This is a genomic window from Paenibacillus sp. FSL R5-0345, from assembly GCF_000758585.1.
In the GTDB taxonomy this organism is placed as follows: domain Bacteria; phylum Bacillota; class Bacilli; order Paenibacillales; family Paenibacillaceae; genus Paenibacillus_AQ.
In genome coordinates, this window is record NZ_CP009281.1 from 6,036,945 (window position 1) to 6,058,240 (window position 21,296).

Genomic DNA, 21,296 nt, shown 5'->3' on the forward strand with positions numbered 1-21,296 from the left:
TTAATTATTTTCCTTTGATTTGAATATTCACCGTTTGTTTTTTTAATATCTCTTCGACGGAAATATTAAGCCATTCTGCAAGCTCTTCATTAGATGGGAAATCATGAGTTTTAACTACTTCTCCATTAACTAGCGTAATCGGTAGATTATTTAAATCAGCATCCATTAGCCTCTTTACTTGTTCATTAGAATTAAATACTTCTGTATGGCTTAATAAACTATATCTGTTAATGTCATATCCTTTTACAAATAAATTATTAGCAGCTGCAGAGAAACGATTGGAATTCATTTTAGCTTTGGGATCTGTAACGTTGGTTGAACAACATCCCCCTGAATCAAACACATCAATTTTTTTCATGGTAGTGGTCTCCTTTTTCGATTCAAATCAATGATTTAACCATAAATACCAACAACTAATTCTCATCGGTAGGACAACAGCACTTATCTTCGGATTGATAACAACACGATTGTTCATTCTTGATATTTACATTTGGTTGGGTATCTGGACAACAAGTTTCATCTGTTTGCTTCACTGAATCATTAGTCATTACTTTCACCTCCTAAGTTCGGTTCAGTTAATTATTTGCATTATGCAAATAATTAACGAGAAAAAACAAACAAGATTTCTTTTCAGAGCATTCATATAAACCTAAAAAATATAAAATCGAATAATTTAGTTCCTTATTGATATTTTCATTATAGTGTTTTTATTTGCATTTTGCAAATAATATATCTAACCACTTCTTACCATCAATAAAATTTGTTAAGAAGTGGTTTATTGTTTTCCAAGGAACCGTGTTATATGTTGTACAACATATTTAGCATCTGCCCCTACGCCTCGTATCGTAGCTGAGGCAAATGAGCGTTGATTAGCCAACCCTACATAATACAGCCCCGGAACTTCCGTGCTCACACCGGCAACATGCAGAGGTTTGCCATCCATAGCAAGCGCACCAGTCTGATGAAGAAACGGAATATTAGGACGATAGCCCGTAGCAAATATCACACTGTCTGCGGGTTCCCTATCTCCATTCGCCCAGATGATACCTTCAAGATAAAAACCAGAGAACATTTGTTTTTGATTCGGATTGCCGTTGTCTATTTTCTTACGGTATCCACCAAGGTCGAATACTGAAATGGGACTTGGAGGTTCCTTGCCGATTCGATAGAAAGGAAATGTGTCAACTCCAGTCATCTTCAACCAGAAATGAAGATCAAGCCCTAGAAATCGTTGACGAGTAAATTTGACTGGATGTTGAACAGCTAGAGATACGGTGGCATAATCAGCCAGTTCTACTGCGATTTGAACGCCCGAGTTTCCCCGTCCCACAACGATAACACGCTGCTCACGAAACGGTTCAGGTCGTTTATATTCGGACGAATGAAGAAGGTTTCCTTGAAAAGATTCAGTTCCAGGAAGATTAGGAATATATGGACGATGAAAAGAACCCGATGCGCTAATAATCGATTTGGTTCGATATCTCTTGCCATTTAAAGTTATGATATCAAAGCCGCCATTGACAGCTTCGACTCGTTCCACTTTGCTATTTACCATTAATGGAAGTTTGAACTTTTCAGCGTATACACGTAGATAGGAGATAACCTCATCACGTAATGGATACTCGTTTAAATCTTTTGGGAAAGCGAAACCTGGTAATGACGAATATCGTGCAGGAGAAAACAACTTAAGGCTATCATAATATTGTGGCCAAGCCCCCGCCGGCTGATCACCGGCTTCCAAGATCATGAAATCCAGTCCAGCCTTTTGCAAATGATAACCGGATGCGAGACCCGCCTGCACACCACCAATGACAATGGTATCTAAAACTTTGGACATAGATGTTCATCCTTTCTTTTTAACCGAGAATGTAGTTAACAGCAGTTATTCTTATTTAACGCATAGATCAACAGTTCTAGGCTCTCTGTAACCTGCTCCCGTTTGTTCTCCGGTATATCATTCATAATCTTTCCAAAGTATGCATTAAGAACAGCACTAATTTGTTCATTTAAAATCTGTCCCTTGGTTGAAAGCATCAGCTTCACATAACGCCTATTGTTCGGATCAATAATTCTTTCAACCCAATGATCTGCTACTAAGTTATTTACCGTTCTGCTCATGGTGCTTTTATCCAGATTAAGTACATTAGCCAGATCTATAAGTGAGATTTCACCTGCAAGCCCAATTTCCATAACAGCGTGGCATTGTCCGATCGTTGCTCCGCAACACATGAGTTGTGTTTTCTCTAGAGCACCAATGTTTTTATCGAAAGCTCTCATTAAATTCCTAAGTAAATCTACATTTTCCATGGTTTCACCTCAATAATGAATAGAGAAATATTACGAACCTTTGACCCCTTTATACAGGCTATATCCTATCTTGCCATCAAGCACAGCTTTAAAGAAAATCTTCTCGTTCTCCATGACCTTAAATACACCTTTAATTCCATGCTTCTGCACAATCCGTTTCAAGGTTATCAGTCTTTCGGGTAATGTAAGCAGCTTCGAATGATGCTTAACATCTCGATCTTTTCTAACCTTCCAGAATTTTTCCGGTTGTGACCATTCTTTATACTCCGCAATAATGTTAACGACACCCGATTTTCTCAGCATTTCATTCCATTGCTCAAATTCCAAAGGAGTCGTTCCGTACCTTTCAGCTAGTTCTTCCTTCTCATTTTCCGTCATTTTCTTTTTCCAGATGGATTCATGGATCACTATGGTACCACCAGGTTTCACAACGCGCACCATTTCATTCAGAACCTGTTCAGAATCATCCGGGATTCCAACCGCACATTCGTTAATTACAACATCAAAGGTATCATCATCAAAGGGTAATGCCTGAGAATCTCCCTGACGGAAAGAGACACGGCCCGTCATACCGGCCAACCTAGCAGAGTTCGAGGCGGACTCGATCATTTTTAGGGAGATGTCTAATCCAGTCACCTGAACCCCATAGTTCTCTGCATAAAATATTGCTTGAGTTCCTCTTCCACTGGATACATCCAAAACCCGCATCCCCTGTTTAAGCTCTGCAATCTCTGCAGTGCGTTTAGTTAAAGCAAAGCCTCCAGGATGCAGTGTTTCAATTCCACTAATTTCAATGGCATCCTCAATGGTTGGTTGATGTATTCCTTTTCTTTTCATCTTCATCCCTCCCGCTAAAATGTAACACACAACTGTTGTATTTTACAACAATTAAAATAAAAAAAGACTATCTCCGTTTGGAAATAGCCTATTACATGGTAAAATTTTATGATTTCGACGGGTAAAACCCTCTCAACACATCACGCATTTCTTGCTTGATGTTGATGTCTGGACGTTTTTCTTTGGCCAAAGCTTCCGCTTCTTCCACAGTAGAAGCCATTTCTAGTTCAAGTAAAACTCCAGTGGCTACTGTTCCTGTGCGATTACGCCCACCTGCACAATGAAAATACACCGTCTTTCCACTGTTCACTGCGTCTGTAACTGCCTGAATAGCTGCTTTCACATAAGACCCTTGACCTGCTTCATCCTCTACGATTGGGAAGTGATGACGGGTTACTTCGGCGGGAAAGCCTTCTGCCTCCGTTCCGTTATCTCTCAGATCAAACACATCTGTAATCTCATTATCTTTAAGGGCTTCAAGCAAAGCGTTCTCTCCACCAATATATACTTTATTCTCGATAAGTGCGTGGTAATTTGCCATAATTGCTCTCTCCTGTCGGCTTAACAGCATTCGCTGCCGCCACTCATAGTTAGTCCTGCGCCTTGCTCGTCCTCTACAAAATCAAGGACAAGTCCGCTGATTTGGTCAGCCACCCGGGAATCTGCCGCAATTTGAATATGATTTACTACACTCACCGCATCATTTTCTTGCGGCTTCTCAAACGACAATTGGTAACTGGGTCCACAGCATCCTGCCCCGGAATATGCAAACCGCAAAGTAGAGACGCCTGCCTCCTTCATCATGTTCTCAATAAACTGCTTCGCTTCATCCGTAATCGTCATTTTTCCTCATTCACTCTCTTTCCTATCTTAAGATACTTTCCCGTCAAAGCTTTCAATTGTTCATACCCTGTAATTTCGTCCGGTTGCCAAGGAATGATTGCCGCATGACCATTAGAGATTTCTTCAACCTTACTAATCCATTGTAGCTCGGCATGAGCACGCCCATTTAGGACTTTATCATTTGTTCCTGCAGCAGCAAAGCTTTGGTTGATGGCCCACCATTTTGTTGGAATGCCGGCACGCTCCAAATCACTTTCCAAACGAGAGGCTTCATAAAAAGGCGTTGCCTCCGCTAACGTGACGATTACGACACTGGTTTCCTTCGAATTACGAAGACGAGGGAGCAAATGTTGAACGGAATCTGGTATCAATCCAGAGGAACGGGCAATTTCTTTATGATACTCCTGAGTTGCATCAAGCAATAATAGGGTGTGCCCTGTCGGCGCCGTATCAATCACTACGATTTCCTCTTCTGAATGTTCAACCAAATCAGCAAAAGCCCTAAATACAGCGATTTCTTCTGTGCATGGCGATCTTAAATCCTCTTCTAGAAAAGCGAGTCCCTCATCATCTAGCGATTCTGAATTTTGTTGAATGACTGCAGCTTGGTATCTCTCCAGTTCGATTTTGGGATCGATCCGACTGAGTGTGATGCAATCAGAATTCTCTCCAAACACATACTCTAGATGGGCGGCAGGATCTGTCGTACTGAGATGAACCTGGTGTCCACGTTCTGCAAGCCCTACAGCAATCGCAGAAGCTACTGTGGATTTCCCTACGCCACCTTTACCCATTGTAAAGATCACCCGAATACCACTTTCCTCCAGATCATTAATCAAACCACCAAGATCCGGAATGGAACGGTCAATCTCCACGGCAGTTACTTTTTCAGTAGATGCCAACGGAGCCGATTGAAAGAGATTACGTAAGCTTTCAAGCCCGGTCACGTTAAATGGAGCTAATGGAATAACATAACTCGGCAGTTCCTGGAGTTCAGCCGGCATTTGTTCCAAAGACCGCTGCTGTCTGTTATAAAACCCTTTAGATACAGGGTCCTCTTCGCTGTGTGATAACAGCAAACCATTAATGACCAGCATTTGGTTCTTGATACCTGTTCCCCGTAGTTCTGACGATGCACGTGCCGCTTCCATTAGTGGAGATTGTTCCGGACGGGTAACCAGAATTAGGGTCGTCATTTCACCATCTGATAAGGTGCGGACGGCTTCGTTATATAGTGTTTTTTTGGATTCCAATCCAGCCAGAGGCCCCAGACAAGAAGCACCATGCGTACTTTCATCCAAAAATCCACTCCACGCCGATGGTAATTGTAATAAACGCAGTGTATGACCTGTAGGTGCGGTATCAAACAGAATATGATCAAATTGAGACTTTAATTGTTCATTAGTAAGCAGCGTCGTAAATTCATCAAAAGCTGCAATTTCAACGGTACATGCACCGGATAGCTGTTCTTCCATAGTGATGATAACTGAATCAGGTAGGACACCACGATATGGAGCGACAACTTTCTTTTTATACGCTTCCGCAGCTGACTCTGGATCTAAATTTGCGACAAAAAGATTAGGTACACCCTCAATTGCGACTGGTTGATTGGACAACTCCCGGCCGAAGACATCTTGCAAATTAGAGGCTGGATCTGTACTTACGAGTAGAACCCGTTTACCGGCGTCCGCTAAAGTAACCGCTGCTGCACATGCAGTTGAGGTCTTTCCAACGCCACCTTTACCTGTAAAGAAAAAGTATTGCGTTTTCAGGATGGTATGTGGATCGAACCGAATAGACATGTTGACCCTTCTTTCGTTTATTGTGACTTCACTTTTAGTTCTAAACGCACTCTAGGCTTCATTGTAAGTTCAGAAGCCGAAATCCCTGTCCAGTTCTCTAACTCTTCATTAGTAGGATAACCTTGTTTCTTAACGACCTGACCATCTACCATAATTACAGGCAATACATCTGGACCTTCATCAGTCAGTAATTGTTTAACAACTTCATTCGCAACAAAAGCAGCCGGCTCACTGGACAAGTTATAACGGGAAACATTGACGTCCCTTTTCTTCAGGTTATGCACCACTGCAGAGATCCGAATTAATTCCGGATCAACACTCGGACCACATACTCCTGTGGAACAACACATCGCTGGATCATAGATTTCAATAGAGTTCATATACTTAAGCTCCTTTCTGTAGAAAAAAGCCGGGATTTCTCCCGGCTGGACTATTCCTTATTCGCCGGTTTCAGCAAATCGTTTAATTCGTGCTCCGACCTGATCACGGACCTGCTGGAATACAGCCCATTTCTCTTCGTCAGTTCCTTGCGCTTTCGCAGGATCATCAAATCCCCAGTGTTCCCGTTTCACTTTTGGAGGTGTAATCGGGCACTTATCAGCAGCGTCTCCACACAAGGTAACCACCAGATCAGCGTTATTTAATAGCTCTGAATCAATAATATCGGATGTCTGAGAAGTGATATCAATACCTACTTCATTCATAGCCTTCACCGCTTTAGGGTTAAGACCATGTGCTTCGATACCTGCACTGTAAATATTCCACTCATCACTGAGGTATTTCTTTGCCCAGCCTTCAGCCATCTGGCTCCTGCAAGAGTTTCCAGTACACAAAAAGTAAATTGTTTTCTTTTCCATGATAGATAATCTCCTTTATATTGAAGGTAATAGTAACTATATTTTTGATGCTTTGTTTAGGCAGCAGGTTTCGGTTTATTAAAGTACTTCTTTCCGAACCATAAAGAGACGTTTACAAGCCCGATAAGAACAGGCACCTCAACAAGCGGTCCGATAACAGCGGCAAATGCCGCCCCTGAATTTAATCCGAACACACCGATGGCCACTGCAATACCCAGTTCAAAATTGTTGCTGGCTGCAGTAAAAGAAAGTGAGGCTGCTACCGGATAAGAAGTTCCCGCTTTTTTGGACATCCAGAAGGACAAGAAAAACATAATGACAAAGTATATTAATAACGGTATAGCGATTCTAACGACATCCATAGGTAGCTGAATCATTAAATCTGCTTTAAGTGAAAACATCAACACGATTGTAAATAAAAGGGCAATCAAAGTAAGAGGACCAATCTTTGGCAAGAAAACCTTCTCAAACCAAGCCTCACCCTTTGTCTTCAGTGCAATCACTCGCGTCAATATTCCAGCTGCAAATGGAATACCCAAGTAAATCATTACGCTTTCCGCAATTTGCCCCATCGTAATATCAACGACTGCTCCCTGTACGCCAAACCATCCGGGCATTACAGTGATGAACAAATATGCAAAGACGGAATAAAAAATAATTTGGAATATGGAGTTAAAAGCTACTAAACCTGCTGTATATTCCGGGTCGCCTTTTGCCAGATCACTCCATACGAGAACCATAGCGATACACCGAGCCAAACCTATCATGATCAAACCGATCATGTATTCCGGCATATCGCTCAGAAATAAGATGGCTAACAGAAACATTAATACTGGACCGATAATCCAGTTCTGCACCAAGGAGAGCAGTAGGACTTTCCAGTCCTTAAATACTCTTCCCAGTTTCTCAAACTTCACTTTAGCTAGCGGTGGATACATCATCAGAATCAATCCCACGGCTATAGGAATTGAAGTCGATCCTACCTGCATCTTCGATAAACTTTCCGAAAAGCTTGGCACCAAAAAGCCGATCAAAATTCCAATTCCCATTGCCGCAAAGATCCATAAGGTTAAATAACGATCCAAGAAAGACAACTTCTTTTCTCTTTGACTCATAGTGATCAATCTCCTTTGATAAGTTTTCCTTATCACTTAGATCCTTGTACGTATATTAATTACAAGAAATTCTAAGACCTTTCTTATCGAGCTCTTCCAATTCATGATCTTGTGAAGGAACAAAGTTCAGCAATTTCTGAATTAACTCATTATGATTACTATTAGAATTGATCGAATAAAAAATCCATTGACCCTTCCGATTTTCCTTTACCAGACCTGCATCCTTTAGTTTGCGTAAATGCTGACTGACAGACGGTTGACTCGTTTTGAAAACTTCGACAAGTTCGCATACACAGCATTCTTGCTTCTCCAACAGTTTCATCATGGTAAGCCTCGTTTTATCCCCCAAAAGCTTTAATACCAATGATATTTCATCCAAATCATCTAGAGAAAAACTCATATTCCGTTCCTCCTTTTCCTCCATCATTATATAACCATATGCTTATATAAGCAATAGGTAATATACAAATCAGCATCTGCTTAGTCCTTTGTGAAATTAAATCATTCGATTAATCACAATCAGCTTCAGTATAGTTCTCTTTTAACAAAGACAGCAACGTCTGAGTATCGGGTAAGGTATCTAGAACGGTTTGAATAAAGGGTTTATCATCCATATCAAGTGAATAGTATACCCATTGTCCACGTCTTCTTTCCTTAACCATTCCCAGCGCCTTTAATTTCCTTAAATGCTGGCTGACATTGGGCTGAGTCATATCTAAGATTCCCGCTAGATCACACACACACCATTCTTTATCTTTCAGTAGTCCCATTATTGTGAGTCTGGTTTTGTCACCTAATAATTTCAGTTTTTCAGCCATTTCCATATCGAACATATACACAGTCCCCTCAAGAATACGAACAAAATAATATATAATCATATATTATTGTTTGATTCCTTCAAAATCAAGAAAGGCTATTTCTGTAGGTACATTAGCTTAATTCAAGAACATCTATATATTCTAATGATTTGTCTTGGATAATCGTTCAATAAACCACTTCTTTTAAATTGTTCATCCACATGTCCACAACTGAATATACGATGATACTACACCCGATATCGATAAAGATTTTTATTCGTTAACTGGTATGTTCATTTCCTTCAATAGTGCAATAACTTTCTGTTGAATTTCGTCCCTTGCAGCTCTTACGTCTCCCAGATGGCCGTTAAGTGTTAGCGGATCAGTAACATTCCATTGAATATTTTTGATGGCAAAGGGAACGATTGGACATTTTTCATTGACTTGTTCACATAACTTTATAATGACTTTCGATTGCATAAACGTTTTCATATCAATTGTTTTTGAGCTTTTGTTTGAAATATCAATTCCTATTTCCTTCATGACTTCAATGGTATATGGATGGATATCTCCGGATTCAAGTCCGGCACTTTCAGCGACCACATGATTACCACCATAATGTCTGGCAAAAGCCTCGGCTATTTGACTTCGGCAACGATTCTGGATACAAAGAAAATAAAGACGAATTGGTTGTTGCATCTTCTCAGCCCCTTTCTATTTGTATATAATTATATAATTAAATTGTTATATTTAAATCGTACTTTGTGTTAACGCAATGTAAAACAACAGTATATAATTATTCTATAATCCTGATTTGGCAATCTGAATTTTTCCAATTATATTTTGCAACTTTTAGAATTATACTATTTATGAGGTTTAAATAGACACCTGATGCTAATGATTGAAGACGCATACCCTATCTCTCCTTCACAAAGAGCAACGGTAGTTACAACCATAAATCAGCAAATGACTTAAATTCAGAAGGAGTGTTCAGATATGTCTACACTCAACGTTCGTCATGCAACATTACAGGATTTGAAAAGTATTCTTCGGATTTACAATCAGGGTATCGAAGATCGGATTGCTACACTTGAAACCGAGGAAAAAGATTCGGCTTTTATGGAGGGATGGTTCCAAAATCACCGAGGTCGCTACAGCATTTTAGTAGCTGTAAGAGAAGACGAGGTGATAGGCTGGGCCTCTCTTAACCCCTATTCCCATCGGTGCGCCTATAACGGTGTTGCAGACCTCTCAATTTATATTGATCGTCACTTTCGTGGACAAGGTATAGGAAATACCCTCCTAGAAGTCTTGGAAAAATCTGCACTGGAACAAGAATTTTATAAAATTGTACTATTTACCTTTCCATTCAATCAAGCAGGTCAAATGTTATATCAAAAAAGGGGCTATCGGCAGGTTGGAGTTTTTGAGAAACAAGGAGTTATGGATGGAGCTTTTATAGATGTGTTGATTATGGAAAAACTGTTGTAATCAACAAAAAATATAATCATATCTCTGCTTTGAATAGGTCTGTCTATCAACTACTTTCTGTGTAAGTAAAGCCGATATTCTCATCGAATGATAAATGAGGTGTTACAACATGAGCTTAAATTTTTTTGATCACCGTGAAATAATTGCTAAAAACTTGGTAACCTTCCTTCGGCAGAAAGGTTATTCCAAATTGTCTTTATCTAAACTAACAGACATCTCCCGAGCTACCATAGATCAGATTATCAAAGGAAAATGCCTAAACTCCATGGAGTATAATAAGCAAATTGAAAAGATTAATATAACATTTGAACTTTCAGATAACTATTTTATAACCCCTCTCATTTCTATAAATCCAATAACGTATACTTACTCAGATCAGTGTGCTGACCCAGAGAAAAGTACAGAAGTTAAAGAATTGTTGGATGGCTTGAATAACGTTCTTGATATTTATTCTCTTTACTTAAAGTAAGTAGGTGATTATAAGCAAAAAACGCATTGAAAATCTAGACGAAACCATTGGACGTTTTTTTGGAGATTAACGCGTAACGTTAGTACTTGTGATCCTTGAAGATTTATTCCATTAATCGGCTTGATTCCAGAATCAAAAGATCCAACCTCGACACTCGTCGGGGATGGATCTTTAATTTTAGGTAAAAGCAAGCTTTTGCTATTTTATTATCATTACAGGACAATGCACTCTTTTTACAACCTTATGGCTGACACTTCCTAGAACCATCTCTTGGAGCGCATTTAATCCCCGGCTTCCAATGATAACCATCTCCACTTTTTCCTTATTGGCATATTCAATGATTGTCGGGCCTGGTTCTCCATGCAGAATCTTTAATTTATAAGCAACATTTCCTTGCTTCAGTATTTCTTCGACAAGCGCCAGCTTTTGCCGTCTTTTGAGTTCTAGCTCTTCTCTGCCTTGGGTATGCAGAATTTCACTCTTCGATTTAGAGAAGTCGGCAACGCTAATCACATCTATCTGGCAGCCTGGTGTTAAAGATACCAGCTTTACCGCTTCTTTGGTCGCTCTCAGCGAATTCTCTGACCCATCTACAGCTAATACGATCCGGTTATACATCCTTCATTCACTCCTGAAGTCAAATTAGTGGGCACTTAACTTTGCATTGGCATCATTATAAACAGCCAGTTTATCAACGATCTTTTGGCTTGAAGAATTCAATCCTTTAATTTCAATCCTGTTATTGTTCTCCCGGTATTTAATGACTACCTTGTCAATCGCTCCAACGGCTGAGTCATCCCAAATATGAGCGTTTGAGAAGTCCACTACAATATCGGAATCCGTTACTGTGAAGTCAAAGGTATCCACAAAGCCGTCTACAGAGGCAAAAAACAGCTGACCTTCGACTTCGAATATGGTTTTCGCTTTTTCCACGCGTTTCCGGACTTCAATATTGGAGATTTTGGATACAAAGAAGACCGCACTCAAAATCACCCCGGCGATGACACCTTTGGACAAGTCATGGGTAGCCACCACGATAATAACCGTTACGAGCATCACCGCTGCGTCGGTTCTTGGGGCTTTTAACAGGTAAGTAAACGAGGACCAGTCAAAAGTACCAATGGATACCATAATCATAATGCCTACCAGGACAGGCATTGGAATTTGCACCACCCAATCGCCTAGTACAAGAATCAAGAACATCAGGAACGTGCCCGCCACCAAAGTTGATAGCCTTCCTCTTCCGCCTGATTTGACGTTAATCACCGATTGCCCGATCATAGCGCATCCAGCCATACCGCCGAAGAAACCGTTGATTACATTCGCGATTCCCTGACCTCTGGCCTCCCGGTTCTTATTGCTGTCCGTTCCTGTCATATCATCCACAATAGAAGAGGTTAGCAGCGATTCCAGCAGGCCGACAATAGCCAGTGCAATGGAATACGGGAAGATGATTTTCAGTGTCTCCAAATTAAACGGAATATCAGGAATAAAAAAGGATGGCAGCTCTTGCTTAATAATACCGAGATCCCCCACTGTGTTCAGGTTAACCCCCGTGAAAATGGCTATTACCGTCAATACAAGAATGGCAATCAGCGGAGCAGGAACCGCCTTGAAAAATAAGGGAACAACATATACAATGACTAACGTGATCCCGACAAAAACATACGTCATCCCGTTAATTCCCCAGAAGTGTGGTACCTGGGCCATGAAAATCAGGATAGCCAAAGCGTTGACAAACCCAATCATAACCGGTCTCGGAATAAACTTCATCAGCCTGGCAATCTTGAGAACACCGAACACGAGCTGGATCACTCCAGTCAGTATCGTTGCTGCAAGCAGGTACTGAAGCCCATGCTCCTTGACTAGCGGAACCATAAGCAATGCCATGGCTCCTGTAGCTGCCGATATCATACCTGGCCGACCGCCTACAAAAGCAATAATGACCGCTATACAAAAGGACGCATAAAGGCCAACCATAGGATCAACACCGGCAATAATCGAAAATGCGATGGCTTCCGGAATCAGCGCCAATGCCACGACTATCCCTGCCAGAACATCTCCCTTCACATTAAAAAACCAGTTTTGTTTTAGTTTCTCAATCACTCTGTTTCCCACCTCTTATTTTTCGGCACTGTAATCTTAAAGATGACAGGCCGGTTTTCTACAAACAGTTTAGCATCAATCTTCCCATAATGGAACCTTTTAGAAACAAAATTTTGTGGTATGATAACGGCAGGTTTATAAAGTAAGGAGCGTACAAAATGCGTATTGGATATATGAGACCTTATCAAGACGATTTGAATTACGAAGCACAAACACAAATGTTAACCTCTTTCTCATGTGATACCGTTATTGTTGAAGAACACGCCTCAGCGAAGCGGCGAACCCATCTTAACCATATGATGAGCAATTTAAATCCTGGAGATACCATCATAGTTGCTAAACTATTTGCCTTTGCGGATTCCACCCGCCACCTTGTGGAGCTGCTTGAGGTTCTGGACAGTCAGCAGGCTTATATTTACTCCATAACGGAAAATATAGACACCAGCAAATCTGAAGGGTATTCATTTAGTGATATTGTGAAGCACCTGGTAGAGTTCCAAAGTGATGTGATTAGCGAAAAAACCAAAAGAGGACTCTTTGAAGCGAAGCAAAAGGGGAATGTTCCCGGGCGCCCCCGAAAAGCTGATGAAAACGTGGAGAAAGCGATCTTTATGTATCAGTCCAAAAAATATACACTCACTGAGATTAAAGAACAAACGGGAATCAGCAAATCCACCTTGTACCGGTATTTAGAGAACTAATTGACTTCGGTGATCGATAATGAACATTGAACTCATACATTACTTCGATCTAATTAATTTCTGAATAAGGTGTTATTACTCCAGTTCAGCATTTTCTTTTCATCTCTTCATGAAAAAATCATATTGATTGTTCACACTAAATACATCTACCCTGAAGTGAAATATGTTAGAACTGGACGGTATACAAACACATCCGAGCGAATTTCAGAGGTCTATCCTGATTTTCGCTCGGATGTGTTTAGTATTGAGAGGCAGACTTTGTAGGATAGGCGAAGAATTAAATTAGGATGTCTACAAGACTTCTCCATCTAGTTTGTCTTGTCATCATTTAGGCTCTTGCCCATATTTTTAGGTTTTGCACTCCTTTATATAGGCAACTACATATGATAAAAGTAAACACTAAATCTAAAGAGGAGAATGAGTATGTATCATAAATCATGTCATCACTATCACTGGCATAATCCTATGCATAACAGCAAGAATAAAAACTATCAGGGTTATCATCCTCAATATAATTGGAATAATACCAATAGTAATCCCTATGAGATAATGAATTTAAGAGATTATGGACAATGTCCACTTGTAATAAATATTGACCAGGCAGCAAAGCAAAACAATACTTACCGGACCGCATTATGGACAGGGAATTATTTTCAAGTGACTTTGATGAGTATCAATATTGGCGATGATATCGGATTAGAGGTCCATCCGACAACTGATCAATTCATACGTATAGAAGAAGGTCAGGGACTTGTTCAAATGGGTGATAGGAAAGATAATTTGGATTTCCAAGTGATGGCCTATGATGACTATGCAATTATGATACCTGCTGGAAAATGGCACAATATAACCAATACAGGGAATAGTCCCCTTAAAATTTATGTTATCTATGCACCGCCTGAGCATCCATATGGAACAGTTCATGAAACAAAAGCAATTGCAATGTCTGCTGAAGGATAGCTAAATCACGGTCCGGAACCAGCAATGAAGGAATTAGGATGCTAATCCGAATTCATCCTTTTTATAACGGTATAATTTCAAATCTATTATATACTTATTCTCTTCTTTATCTTCTGACTTTAATCCCCTAAGTGTATTTATTATTTCGATTCTTCTTTGTTATAGTCTCGCATAGTAAAGTCTATTGTTATCGAAAACCATATTATTTCAAAATAATAATCATTTTACATTAAAATCGAAATTTTTTCTTACTGCCATAACAGCTTCCAACGAAGGCTGTACTTATCTTGTTCCAATTCACTCAATGTACCCTGGGAAATACCAATCAAAACGAAAGTTTGACCTGACTCAGTTTGTTGATTTTTCTGATGTTTTTTATTTTATCACCAAGAGTTTTCACTCTTTCACCTCCTATATAAATAAAAAAACAGTCCCGAGGAAGGTAAGTACTTCTTCAGGACTGTTAGTATGAAGTATTTAATTTAGTCTTAGATGACTGTTTAACTATAGTTTTTCTAAATTAAGCATAAAACTTTATTGTTTAGAACAAAACCTTATTGTCATGACACACACTTTTTTATTACCGGATACCAATCATTATTTCACAACTATAATGTTAATTCCACAACTTTAATGTCTATTTCAAAACTTTAATGTCAATTTCACAACTATGATATCACCAGACATTTACACACATTGTCTATTCCCAACAAACCCTACTCCACAGTAACACTCTTCGCCAAGTTACGTGGTTTATCCACATCATGACCCAGCGCAAGAGAAGCATAATAAGACAATAATTGCAGAGGTACTACGGACAACGCTGCTGTCAGCATTGGCAGTGTCTTAGGAATCACAAACACTTGATCCACTGATCTAAGCAGGTCAGTCAAATGCTCTTGATGAGTGATCGCAAGCACGTCAGCGCCGCGAGCCTTCACTTCTTTAATGTTGCTCACAGTCTTCTCAAGCACAGCTTCCTGAGTTGCCAGGGCAATAACCGGAACGCCCTCTTCGATTAGAGCCAGCGTACCGTGCTTCAATTCACCTGCGGCATAAGCTTCGGAGTGAATATAAGAGATTTCTTTCAGCTTCAAGGATCCTTCTTGAGCAACAGCGTAGTCTACGCCGCGGCCGATGAAGAAAAGGTTTTTGTGCTCAGAAATTTGTTCTGCATAACCTTTGATCGCTTCTTTTTGAGCCAGGATCTCTTCCACTTGCTCTGGTAGAGCTTGCATAGCTGCTAGAATCTTAGCCACTTGTGCTTCGGTTTGTGTACCACGAACTTCAGCTAAATAAAGAGCAAACAATCCGAAGGCAACCAATTGTGAAGTATAGGCTTTGGTCGAGGCTACTGCAATTTCAGGACCTGCCAAAGTTACCAACACATCATTCGCTTCGCGAGCAATAGAACTGCCCACTACGTTAGTGATCGCCAATACATGTGCACCGTTAGCTTGCGCTTCACGCAGAGCAGCCAATGTATCCGCGGTCTCACCGGATTGGCTAACAACGATAACCAAAGTTTCTGGTGTCACGATTGGTGAACGGTAACGATATTCCGATGCGATATCATTCTCAACCGGAATACGAACCAAAGATTCGATCATAGTACGTCCTACCACACCAGCGTTGTATGCCGTTCCGCAAGCAACAACTTGGATGTTACGGATGTTCTTGATTTGTTCTTCCGTCATGTTCAACTCTGGCAAAACAACCTTGTTGCCTTCGGCATTAATACGACCACGCATAGTGTCGCGGTAAGCCTTAGGCTGCTCGTGGATCTCTTTCAACATGAAATGCTCGTAGCCGCCTTTTTCCGCGGTAACTGCATCCCAATCGACAGTAATCATTTCCCGAGAAATAAAGTTGCCTTCAATCGTCATCAGTTCGACAGCATCTCTTGTCAGGACTGCCATTTCGCCGTCGTTCAAAATATATACGTTACGGGTATACTCAAGCAATGCAGGAATATCTGACCCGATAAAGTTTTCTCCTTCGCCAAGACCGATAATGAGCGGGCTCGCTTGACGCACAGCCACCAATTTATCTGGTTCATATTCAGTCAGGACACCTAATGCAAACGCACCGCGCATGAAGGTAATCGCTTTTTGCACAGCCTTCACGATATCCCCATCATATTCACGAGCAATCAGATGTGAAATCACTTCTGTATCTGTTTCGGAGACAAAGTGGCATCCGCCAGCAATCAGCTCTTCTTTCAGATCCAGATAGTTTTCAACAATACCGTTATGAACGACCGAGAACTTCATGCTGTTATCCGTATGTGGATGCGAATTCTCATCGGATGGTTTACCGTGGGTTGCCCAGCGTGTATGTCCGATACCGGCGCTACCTGCCAGTGGACTGCCTTCCAGCTTCGACTGCAGATTCGCCAAACGGCCTTGTGCTTTCACTACTTGCAGTCCTTCCCCAGTAAATACAGCAATACCAGCAGAATCATATCCCCGATACTCCAGCTTCTTCAATCCTTCAACCAAGATCCCCTGCGAATTCTGATTACCAATATATCCTACAATACCACACATTATTATTTCCCCCGTCCGAGTTATCGTAATGTGGCGGCATAAGGAAAGAAACGTGCCGTGCGGCATGTTTTTGAGAAAAAGCAAATATTCTGTTGTATTTTGGATCAACAAAATAAACTGTCACTTACATCTTATGTTCATGAAATGCACAGCCTTCTTCTCTGCCGTGGCAGAACTACCGTGTTTCTTTACGATGCGCGCACACATGAATTTTTATATTTCTTATGCACACATGAAAACGTTGTGTGAAAGGTCGCCCTTCCATTTTCCGTCTCCATTTACGGCTCTGGTGCATCACCGGGAGGTCCCCGCCGAACATTTCGAACACCTCCACCTCGTCAGCTTACGTCTGCCGTGATCCGTTCAAGCCCTTGTCTACATAGCTATGTAGCAGCTTTCCCTTCTCCCCCGCGCTCGACCAAGCTCTGGCGCTTGCTATTGCGAACCTCACAATCCCCGCTTTCCTTCTAGAATGACACTTAATCTATTATATGCACCTTGTAGTACTTTGGCAATGCTGCACCAACCCAAATTTCCAATTCCTGTTCATTGGATCCGGCCTAAAAGTGATAAACACCGGTGTAATGAGTCCGAATTGATCTCGCTCACTACACCGGCTATATAGTTATGGGAATGAATTATACCAATTCGCGTTGAACCACTTCTACAATTTGATTCACATAAAGATCTAGATCTGCTTTATCAGGTCCCTCTGCCATGACGCGGATTAGAGACTCCGTACCGGACGGACGTACAAGCACACGGCCATTGTCGCCTAGCTTGCCTTCTACTTCAGCGATAGCCGCTTCGATAGCCTGGTTGTTAGGATAATTGGTCTTATCCTGAACACGAACATTAACCAGTACTTGCGGATACTTTGTCATCATGCTTTTGAGTTCACTAAGCTGCTTACCTGAAGCTATAAGTGTATCTACCAGCTGAATAGCCGTCAGAATACCATCACCTGTAGTATTATAATCAAGGAAGATAACATGTCCAGACTGTTCTCCACCTAGATTAAAGCCGCCACGGCGCATTTCTTCCATCACATACCGATCACCTACAGCTGTTTTAGCAGTGTTCAGAGATAATTTCTCGGTAGCTTTGTAGAATCCAATATTACTCATAACCGTTGATACAATTGTACTATCTTTTAGCTTGCCTGCACGGTTCATTGCATCCCCGCAAATACAAAGGATAAAGTCTCCGTCAACTTCATCACCTTTATTATCAATCGCAATCAATCGGTCAGCATCTCCGTCAAAAGCAAGCCCCAAATCCGCTCCTTGACGCAATACTTCTTCACGCAAAGTCTCTGGATGTGTCGAACCAAATCCAGCATTAATATTCAAGCCATCAGGCTCAGATCCAATAGAAATAACCTCAGCGCCAAGCTCTCTGAACAATCTTGGTGCAAGTTCATACGCTGCGCCGTGAGCACAGTCGAGTACGACCTTGACCCCTTTAAAATCCTGAGAAATTGTAGTCTTCAAATATTCTAAATAGAGGTACTTAGCATCATTATCAACCGTAACCATGCCTAAACCTGAACCGATAGGACGCGGCAATTCATCTACCTCAGCATCCATAAGCTCTTCAATACGCAGCTCAGTTTCATCCGTAAGCTTGAAACCATCTCCGCCAAAGAACTTAATGCCATTATCTTCAACCGGATTATGTGATGCAGAAATCATTACCCCTGCATCGGCCTTTAATAATCTAGTAATATAGGCAACAGCAGGCGTACTCACTACACCTATACGGATTACATCTGCTCCAATAGACAGCAAACCAGCAATAAGAGCCGATTCAAGCAAAGGACCGGAAATACGTGTGTCCATTCCGATGACAACCTTTGGTTTATGCACGTTACCCGCTAGTACATATCCACCGCAACGACCAATGCTATAGGCCATTTCTGCTGTTAATTCACGGTTCGCTACTCCCCGCACACCGTCAGTTCCAAAATACTTCCCCATTATTTTTCTCCTTTGAATACGCTACATTAGCTTAATGTTCTATCATATGACTTGAATACTATTTTGGTGTACCTTTGGGACATATCCTAAAAGACGTATTTCAATAAAAGGTTATGTTCCCCCTGTACCTACAGGATTTTCGGAATTCGCACTTGTGTTAGCTGTGCCGTTATTCTCTGGATTGCTATCTGTCGGGTCAGGCGTTGCTGTCCCCCCACCAGCCTCTCCACTATGGGTGGGCTTCTCAGTGGCTCCCTCATCGCCTATAACAGGCTCAGAGCTTGGCTCAGGAGTAGTTACACTCCCCGTATCTGGATGAGGTGTAGGCACCGGCGTTGCAGGTGATAGTAGTTGCACAGTCACGGTAAGAGGCACGCCTGAATTAGCCAGTGCAATGAATTTGGGCAGTGATACCCGTAAAGAAACCTCATGAGTCCCGGCAGTAAGGCCAGTCACATCTGCCACAACACTTAAATCTTTCTTATCTAGTTGATTTAACAAATTAGGTGCACCCGTTAAGGTAAGGTCTATATCCTTACTTGATGGATTAACAATACTTCCCTCTAGCCCATCACCCACACCTTGTAACTTGATGGGTACAGCGTCAACCTTCCGTTCAGCAATTTCTGAAATCGTTAATGAAACATTCACAGTTTCAGGCATGACCTTCTCAGTTCCAGCCGGAGGCTTCAGATCTACCTTCAGCTGCTTCGTTCCTGCAGAATCTATAGCGCTAAGATCGACACTTGCTTCATAGGTTGATAAAGCAGCTAATGCATTTGCTTGACCATATACAACAACTGATTCCAGTTCTGGTGTCACATTCGATAAGACGAGAGAATCTGGAAGTTGACCGGTAAAGCCGATATCCAGTGGCAGGCTCTTAAAAGGCAAAGTAATTGGCAATTCCACCGATACGGTAGCTGGTTCAATTACAGCGTCCTTCACTTCTTTTCCTTCACTATCATAAGCGTGCAGCTTCAATTTCTTCTCTTTAAAGGTTTCATTCTCCCCATTTAGCTCAATGGTGCCTTGTACCTTTACCACTTTGCTTAACTCATTATCAGGAAGCGTAACCTCAACAGTATCTGTAGGCTGCATGACAGGGGTGCCCAATTGATAACCCGCTGCTGGTTCTCCCTTGGTAACCAAGGTTATGGGAAAAGACTTTGTATTTCGCAGCTCTACATGTACGTTGACCTCTTTAGGAGTCATTCTGACGAGCGTTACACCTCTAGGTAATGAATAAGAGAGTGGCAACGTATTATCTCCAGGCTCAACCTTACTTAGATCAAGAGTCACTTTATAGTCGTCCGAGAACTGAAAGGAGATATCAGAGTTCTTCCCCTTAACCTCCATACTGACACTATCTACATCCTTGTATTCCAGCACATATTTATCTTTATCTAGACCGACCTCTTCGATCTTTACATTCTCAATAATCTTCGACTTAGTATCGACCGTGGTCTGTCCAACAGGTGCTGTGTCGACACGAACCATTGTAAACAGAATAATCCCAAACGCAAGGGCAAGAATCTTATTGAAATTGTTATTGCTCATCCACTTATCCATGATTTTTGTCCCCCTTCCGTTTCCAGAAAGTTGAACCTTTCTCCTTCAGCGATGAACTTACACTTAGCTCTTGATGGAGCTTCGAAATCATTGATTCTTCTTTAATGTCCCTCACAATTTGACCATTGATGGCCAGAGAAATCTGTCCTGTCTCCTCTGAGACAATGACAGACACAGAGTCCGCAACCTCACTGATCCCTATAGCTGCACGATGCCGTGTCCCCAGTTCCTTACTAATAAAAGGGTTCTCAGACAAAGGTAAATAACAAGCAGCGGCGGCAATCTGGTTTCCTTGCATAATAAGGGCTCCGTCATGCAGAGGTGTGTTAGGAATAAAGATGTTAATCAGCAACTCCGAGCTGACTAGAGAACGCATCGCGATACCCGATTCCGTATATTCATTGAGGCCTGTCTCTCGCTCGAATACGATTAATGCCCCTATTTTTCTATGTGATAAATAATTTACGGCTTTAATGACTTCGCCAATTAATTTACTGAGCTCTTCATCACTTTCCCCAGCCCGTCCGAAAAATCTGCCTCGTCCAAGCTGCTCCAGTCCCCTTCGTAGTTCCGGCTGAAAAATGATAAAGACCGCCAGCACCCCGAATGTAAACATTTGATTCATTAGCCATTTGAGCGTATAGAGATCTAGGATGGTACTCACAGCCCAAATCAAAACCAGTACGAGAATCCCCTTTAGCAGTTGAATCGCTCGAGTTCCGCGCACCATATTAAGCACTTTATAAATAATGTAGCTGACGATCAAGATATCAATTATATCTTTAATGGAGTCTTTCCATGTTAAATCTGTAAAATAACTCATTGCCTAAAACCCCCGTCATTTCATATTAGCTGGGTTTATGTAAAATGTCTGTTAGATCTATATCATATCTAGGTTATAACGTTCGGGC

At 41.4% G+C, this 21,296-nt stretch carries 23 protein-coding genes; 4 read left to right on the forward strand and 19 right to left on the reverse strand.

The window, feature by feature from the left end; genetic code table 11:
• Window positions 1-4 precede the first annotated feature (4 nt).
• From R50345_RS26565 to R50345_RS26625, 13 genes are all read right to left on the reverse strand, one after another.
• Window positions 5-358: an arsenic metallochaperone ArsD family protein gene (locus tag R50345_RS26565; protein WP_042131154.1), complete on the reverse strand. Its 354-nt coding sequence runs from the start codon at window positions 356-358 to the stop codon at window positions 5-7.
• A 417-nt stretch (window positions 359-775) separates the two neighbouring features.
• Complete coding sequence (locus R50345_RS26570; RefSeq protein ID WP_042131155.1) at window positions 776-1,837, reverse strand: NAD(P)-binding domain-containing protein; 1,062 nt, start codon at window positions 1,835-1,837, stop codon at window positions 776-778.
• Between the two features lie 35 nt (window positions 1,838-1,872).
• Window positions 1,873-2,277: a MarR family winged helix-turn-helix transcriptional regulator gene (locus R50345_RS26575; protein WP_197069718.1), complete on the reverse strand. Its 405-nt coding sequence runs from the start codon at window positions 2,275-2,277 to the stop codon at window positions 1,873-1,875.
• A gap of 60 nt (window positions 2,278-2,337) precedes the next feature.
• On the reverse strand, window positions 2,338-3,144 hold the full coding sequence (locus R50345_RS30535) for a class I SAM-dependent methyltransferase (protein ID WP_052414751.1): 807 nt from the start codon (window positions 3,142-3,144) through the stop codon (window positions 2,338-2,340).
• A gap of 106 nt (window positions 3,145-3,250) precedes the next feature.
• Window positions 3,251-3,685 (reverse strand): protein-tyrosine phosphatase family protein, encoded by a 435-nt coding sequence (locus R50345_RS26585; RefSeq protein ID WP_042131157.1) that lies wholly within the window; start codon window positions 3,683-3,685, stop codon window positions 3,251-3,253.
• A 20-nt stretch (window positions 3,686-3,705) separates the two neighbouring features.
• Window positions 3,706-3,987: a HesB/IscA family protein gene (locus R50345_RS26590; protein WP_042131158.1), complete on the reverse strand. Its 282-nt coding sequence runs from the start codon at window positions 3,985-3,987 to the stop codon at window positions 3,706-3,708.
• Window positions 3,984-5,789 (reverse strand): arsenical pump-driving ATPase, encoded by a 1,806-nt coding sequence (gene arsA / locus R50345_RS26595; protein ID WP_042131159.1) that lies wholly within the window; start codon window positions 5,787-5,789, stop codon window positions 3,984-3,986. Before arsA ends, R50345_RS26590 begins: the two co-directional genes overlap by 4 nt.
• Before the next feature lie 17 nt (window positions 5,790-5,806).
• Window positions 5,807-6,169: an arsenite efflux transporter metallochaperone ArsD gene (arsD, locus tag R50345_RS26600; RefSeq protein ID WP_042131160.1), complete on the reverse strand. Its 363-nt coding sequence runs from the start codon at window positions 6,167-6,169 to the stop codon at window positions 5,807-5,809.
• Between the two features lie 57 nt (window positions 6,170-6,226).
• Window positions 6,227-6,646 carry an arsenate reductase (thioredoxin) gene (gene arsC / locus R50345_RS26605; protein WP_042131161.1) on the reverse strand — a complete coding sequence of 140 codons (420 nt, stop codon included), beginning with the start codon at window positions 6,644-6,646 and terminating at the stop codon, window positions 6,227-6,229.
• Window positions 6,647-6,702: 56 nt separating this feature from the next.
• A complete protein-coding gene (gene arsB / locus R50345_RS26610; protein ID WP_042131162.1) occupies window positions 6,703-7,761 on the reverse strand; it encodes an ACR3 family arsenite efflux transporter in 1,059 nt (352 codons plus the stop codon).
• A 55-nt stretch (window positions 7,762-7,816) separates the two neighbouring features.
• Window positions 7,817-8,161, reverse strand: coding sequence for an ArsR/SmtB family transcription factor (locus tag R50345_RS26615; RefSeq protein ID WP_042131163.1), 345 nt, complete (start codon window positions 8,159-8,161; stop codon window positions 7,817-7,819).
• Between the two features lie 109 nt (window positions 8,162-8,270).
• Window positions 8,271-8,594 (reverse strand): ArsR/SmtB family transcription factor, encoded by a 324-nt coding sequence (locus R50345_RS26620; protein WP_375102297.1) that lies wholly within the window; start codon window positions 8,592-8,594, stop codon window positions 8,271-8,273.
• A 237-nt stretch (window positions 8,595-8,831) separates the two neighbouring features.
• Window positions 8,832-9,257: an arsenate reductase ArsC gene (locus R50345_RS26625; protein WP_042131164.1), complete on the reverse strand. Its 426-nt coding sequence runs from the start codon at window positions 9,255-9,257 to the stop codon at window positions 8,832-8,834.
• A gap of 297 nt (window positions 9,258-9,554) precedes the next feature.
• On the opposite strand from R50345_RS26625, the gene R50345_RS26630 reads away from it, so the two are divergent.
• Together R50345_RS26630 and R50345_RS26635 are read left to right on the forward strand one after the other, a co-directional pair.
• Entirely contained in the window at window positions 9,555-10,049 is a 495-nt protein-coding gene (locus R50345_RS26630) for an arsinothricin resistance N-acetyltransferase ArsN1 family A (protein ID WP_042131165.1), read from the forward strand.
• Window positions 10,050-10,158: 109 nt separating this feature from the next.
• Window positions 10,159-10,518, forward strand: a complete 360-nt coding sequence (locus R50345_RS26635) for a helix-turn-helix domain-containing protein (RefSeq protein ID WP_042131166.1) — start codon at window positions 10,159-10,161, stop codon at window positions 10,516-10,518.
• Window positions 10,519-10,716: 198 nt separating this feature from the next.
• Here the strand turns inward: R50345_RS26635 and R50345_RS26640 are convergent, their stop codons facing one another.
• Entirely contained in the window at window positions 10,717-11,136 is a 420-nt protein-coding gene (locus R50345_RS26640; RefSeq protein WP_042131167.1) for a universal stress protein, read from the reverse strand.
• A 24-nt stretch (window positions 11,137-11,160) separates the two neighbouring features.
• Complete coding sequence (locus tag R50345_RS26645) at window positions 11,161-12,624, reverse strand: SulP family inorganic anion transporter (protein ID WP_081954204.1); 1,464 nt, start codon at window positions 12,622-12,624, stop codon at window positions 11,161-11,163.
• Between the two features lie 158 nt (window positions 12,625-12,782).
• On the opposite strand from R50345_RS26645, the gene R50345_RS26650 reads away from it, so the two are divergent.
• Together R50345_RS26650 and R50345_RS26655 are read left to right on the forward strand one after the other, a co-directional pair.
• Window positions 12,783-13,325 carry a recombinase family protein gene (locus R50345_RS26650; RefSeq protein WP_042131169.1) on the forward strand — a complete coding sequence of 181 codons (543 nt, stop codon included), beginning with the start codon at window positions 12,783-12,785 and terminating at the stop codon, window positions 13,323-13,325.
• Between the two features lie 423 nt (window positions 13,326-13,748).
• Entirely contained in the window at window positions 13,749-14,285 is a 537-nt protein-coding gene (locus R50345_RS26655) for a cupin domain-containing protein (protein ID WP_042131170.1), read from the forward strand.
• A 716-nt stretch (window positions 14,286-15,001) separates the two neighbouring features.
• Here R50345_RS26655 and glmS read toward each other — a convergent pair.
• The 4 genes from glmS to cdaA form a co-directional block, all read right to left on the reverse strand.
• Window positions 15,002-16,834, reverse strand: a complete 1,833-nt coding sequence (gene glmS, locus R50345_RS26660; RefSeq protein WP_042131171.1) for a glutamine--fructose-6-phosphate transaminase (isomerizing) — start codon at window positions 16,832-16,834, stop codon at window positions 15,002-15,004.
• A gap of 638 nt (window positions 16,835-17,472) precedes the next feature.
• Complete coding sequence (gene glmM / locus R50345_RS26665; protein ID WP_042131172.1) at window positions 17,473-18,813, reverse strand: phosphoglucosamine mutase; 1,341 nt, start codon at window positions 18,811-18,813, stop codon at window positions 17,473-17,475.
• A 111-nt stretch (window positions 18,814-18,924) separates the two neighbouring features.
• Window positions 18,925-20,385, reverse strand: coding sequence for a CdaR family protein (locus R50345_RS26670; protein ID WP_052414752.1), 1,461 nt, complete (start codon window positions 20,383-20,385; stop codon window positions 18,925-18,927).
• The gene (cdaA, locus tag R50345_RS26675; RefSeq protein WP_042131174.1) at window positions 20,378-21,208 is read right to left on the reverse strand and encodes a diadenylate cyclase CdaA; all 831 of its coding nucleotides are present in this window, start codon (window positions 21,206-21,208) and stop codon (window positions 20,378-20,380) included. The genes R50345_RS26670 and cdaA overlap by 8 nt, the downstream gene beginning before the upstream one ends.
• Between the last annotated feature and the right edge of the window lie 88 nt (window positions 21,209-21,296).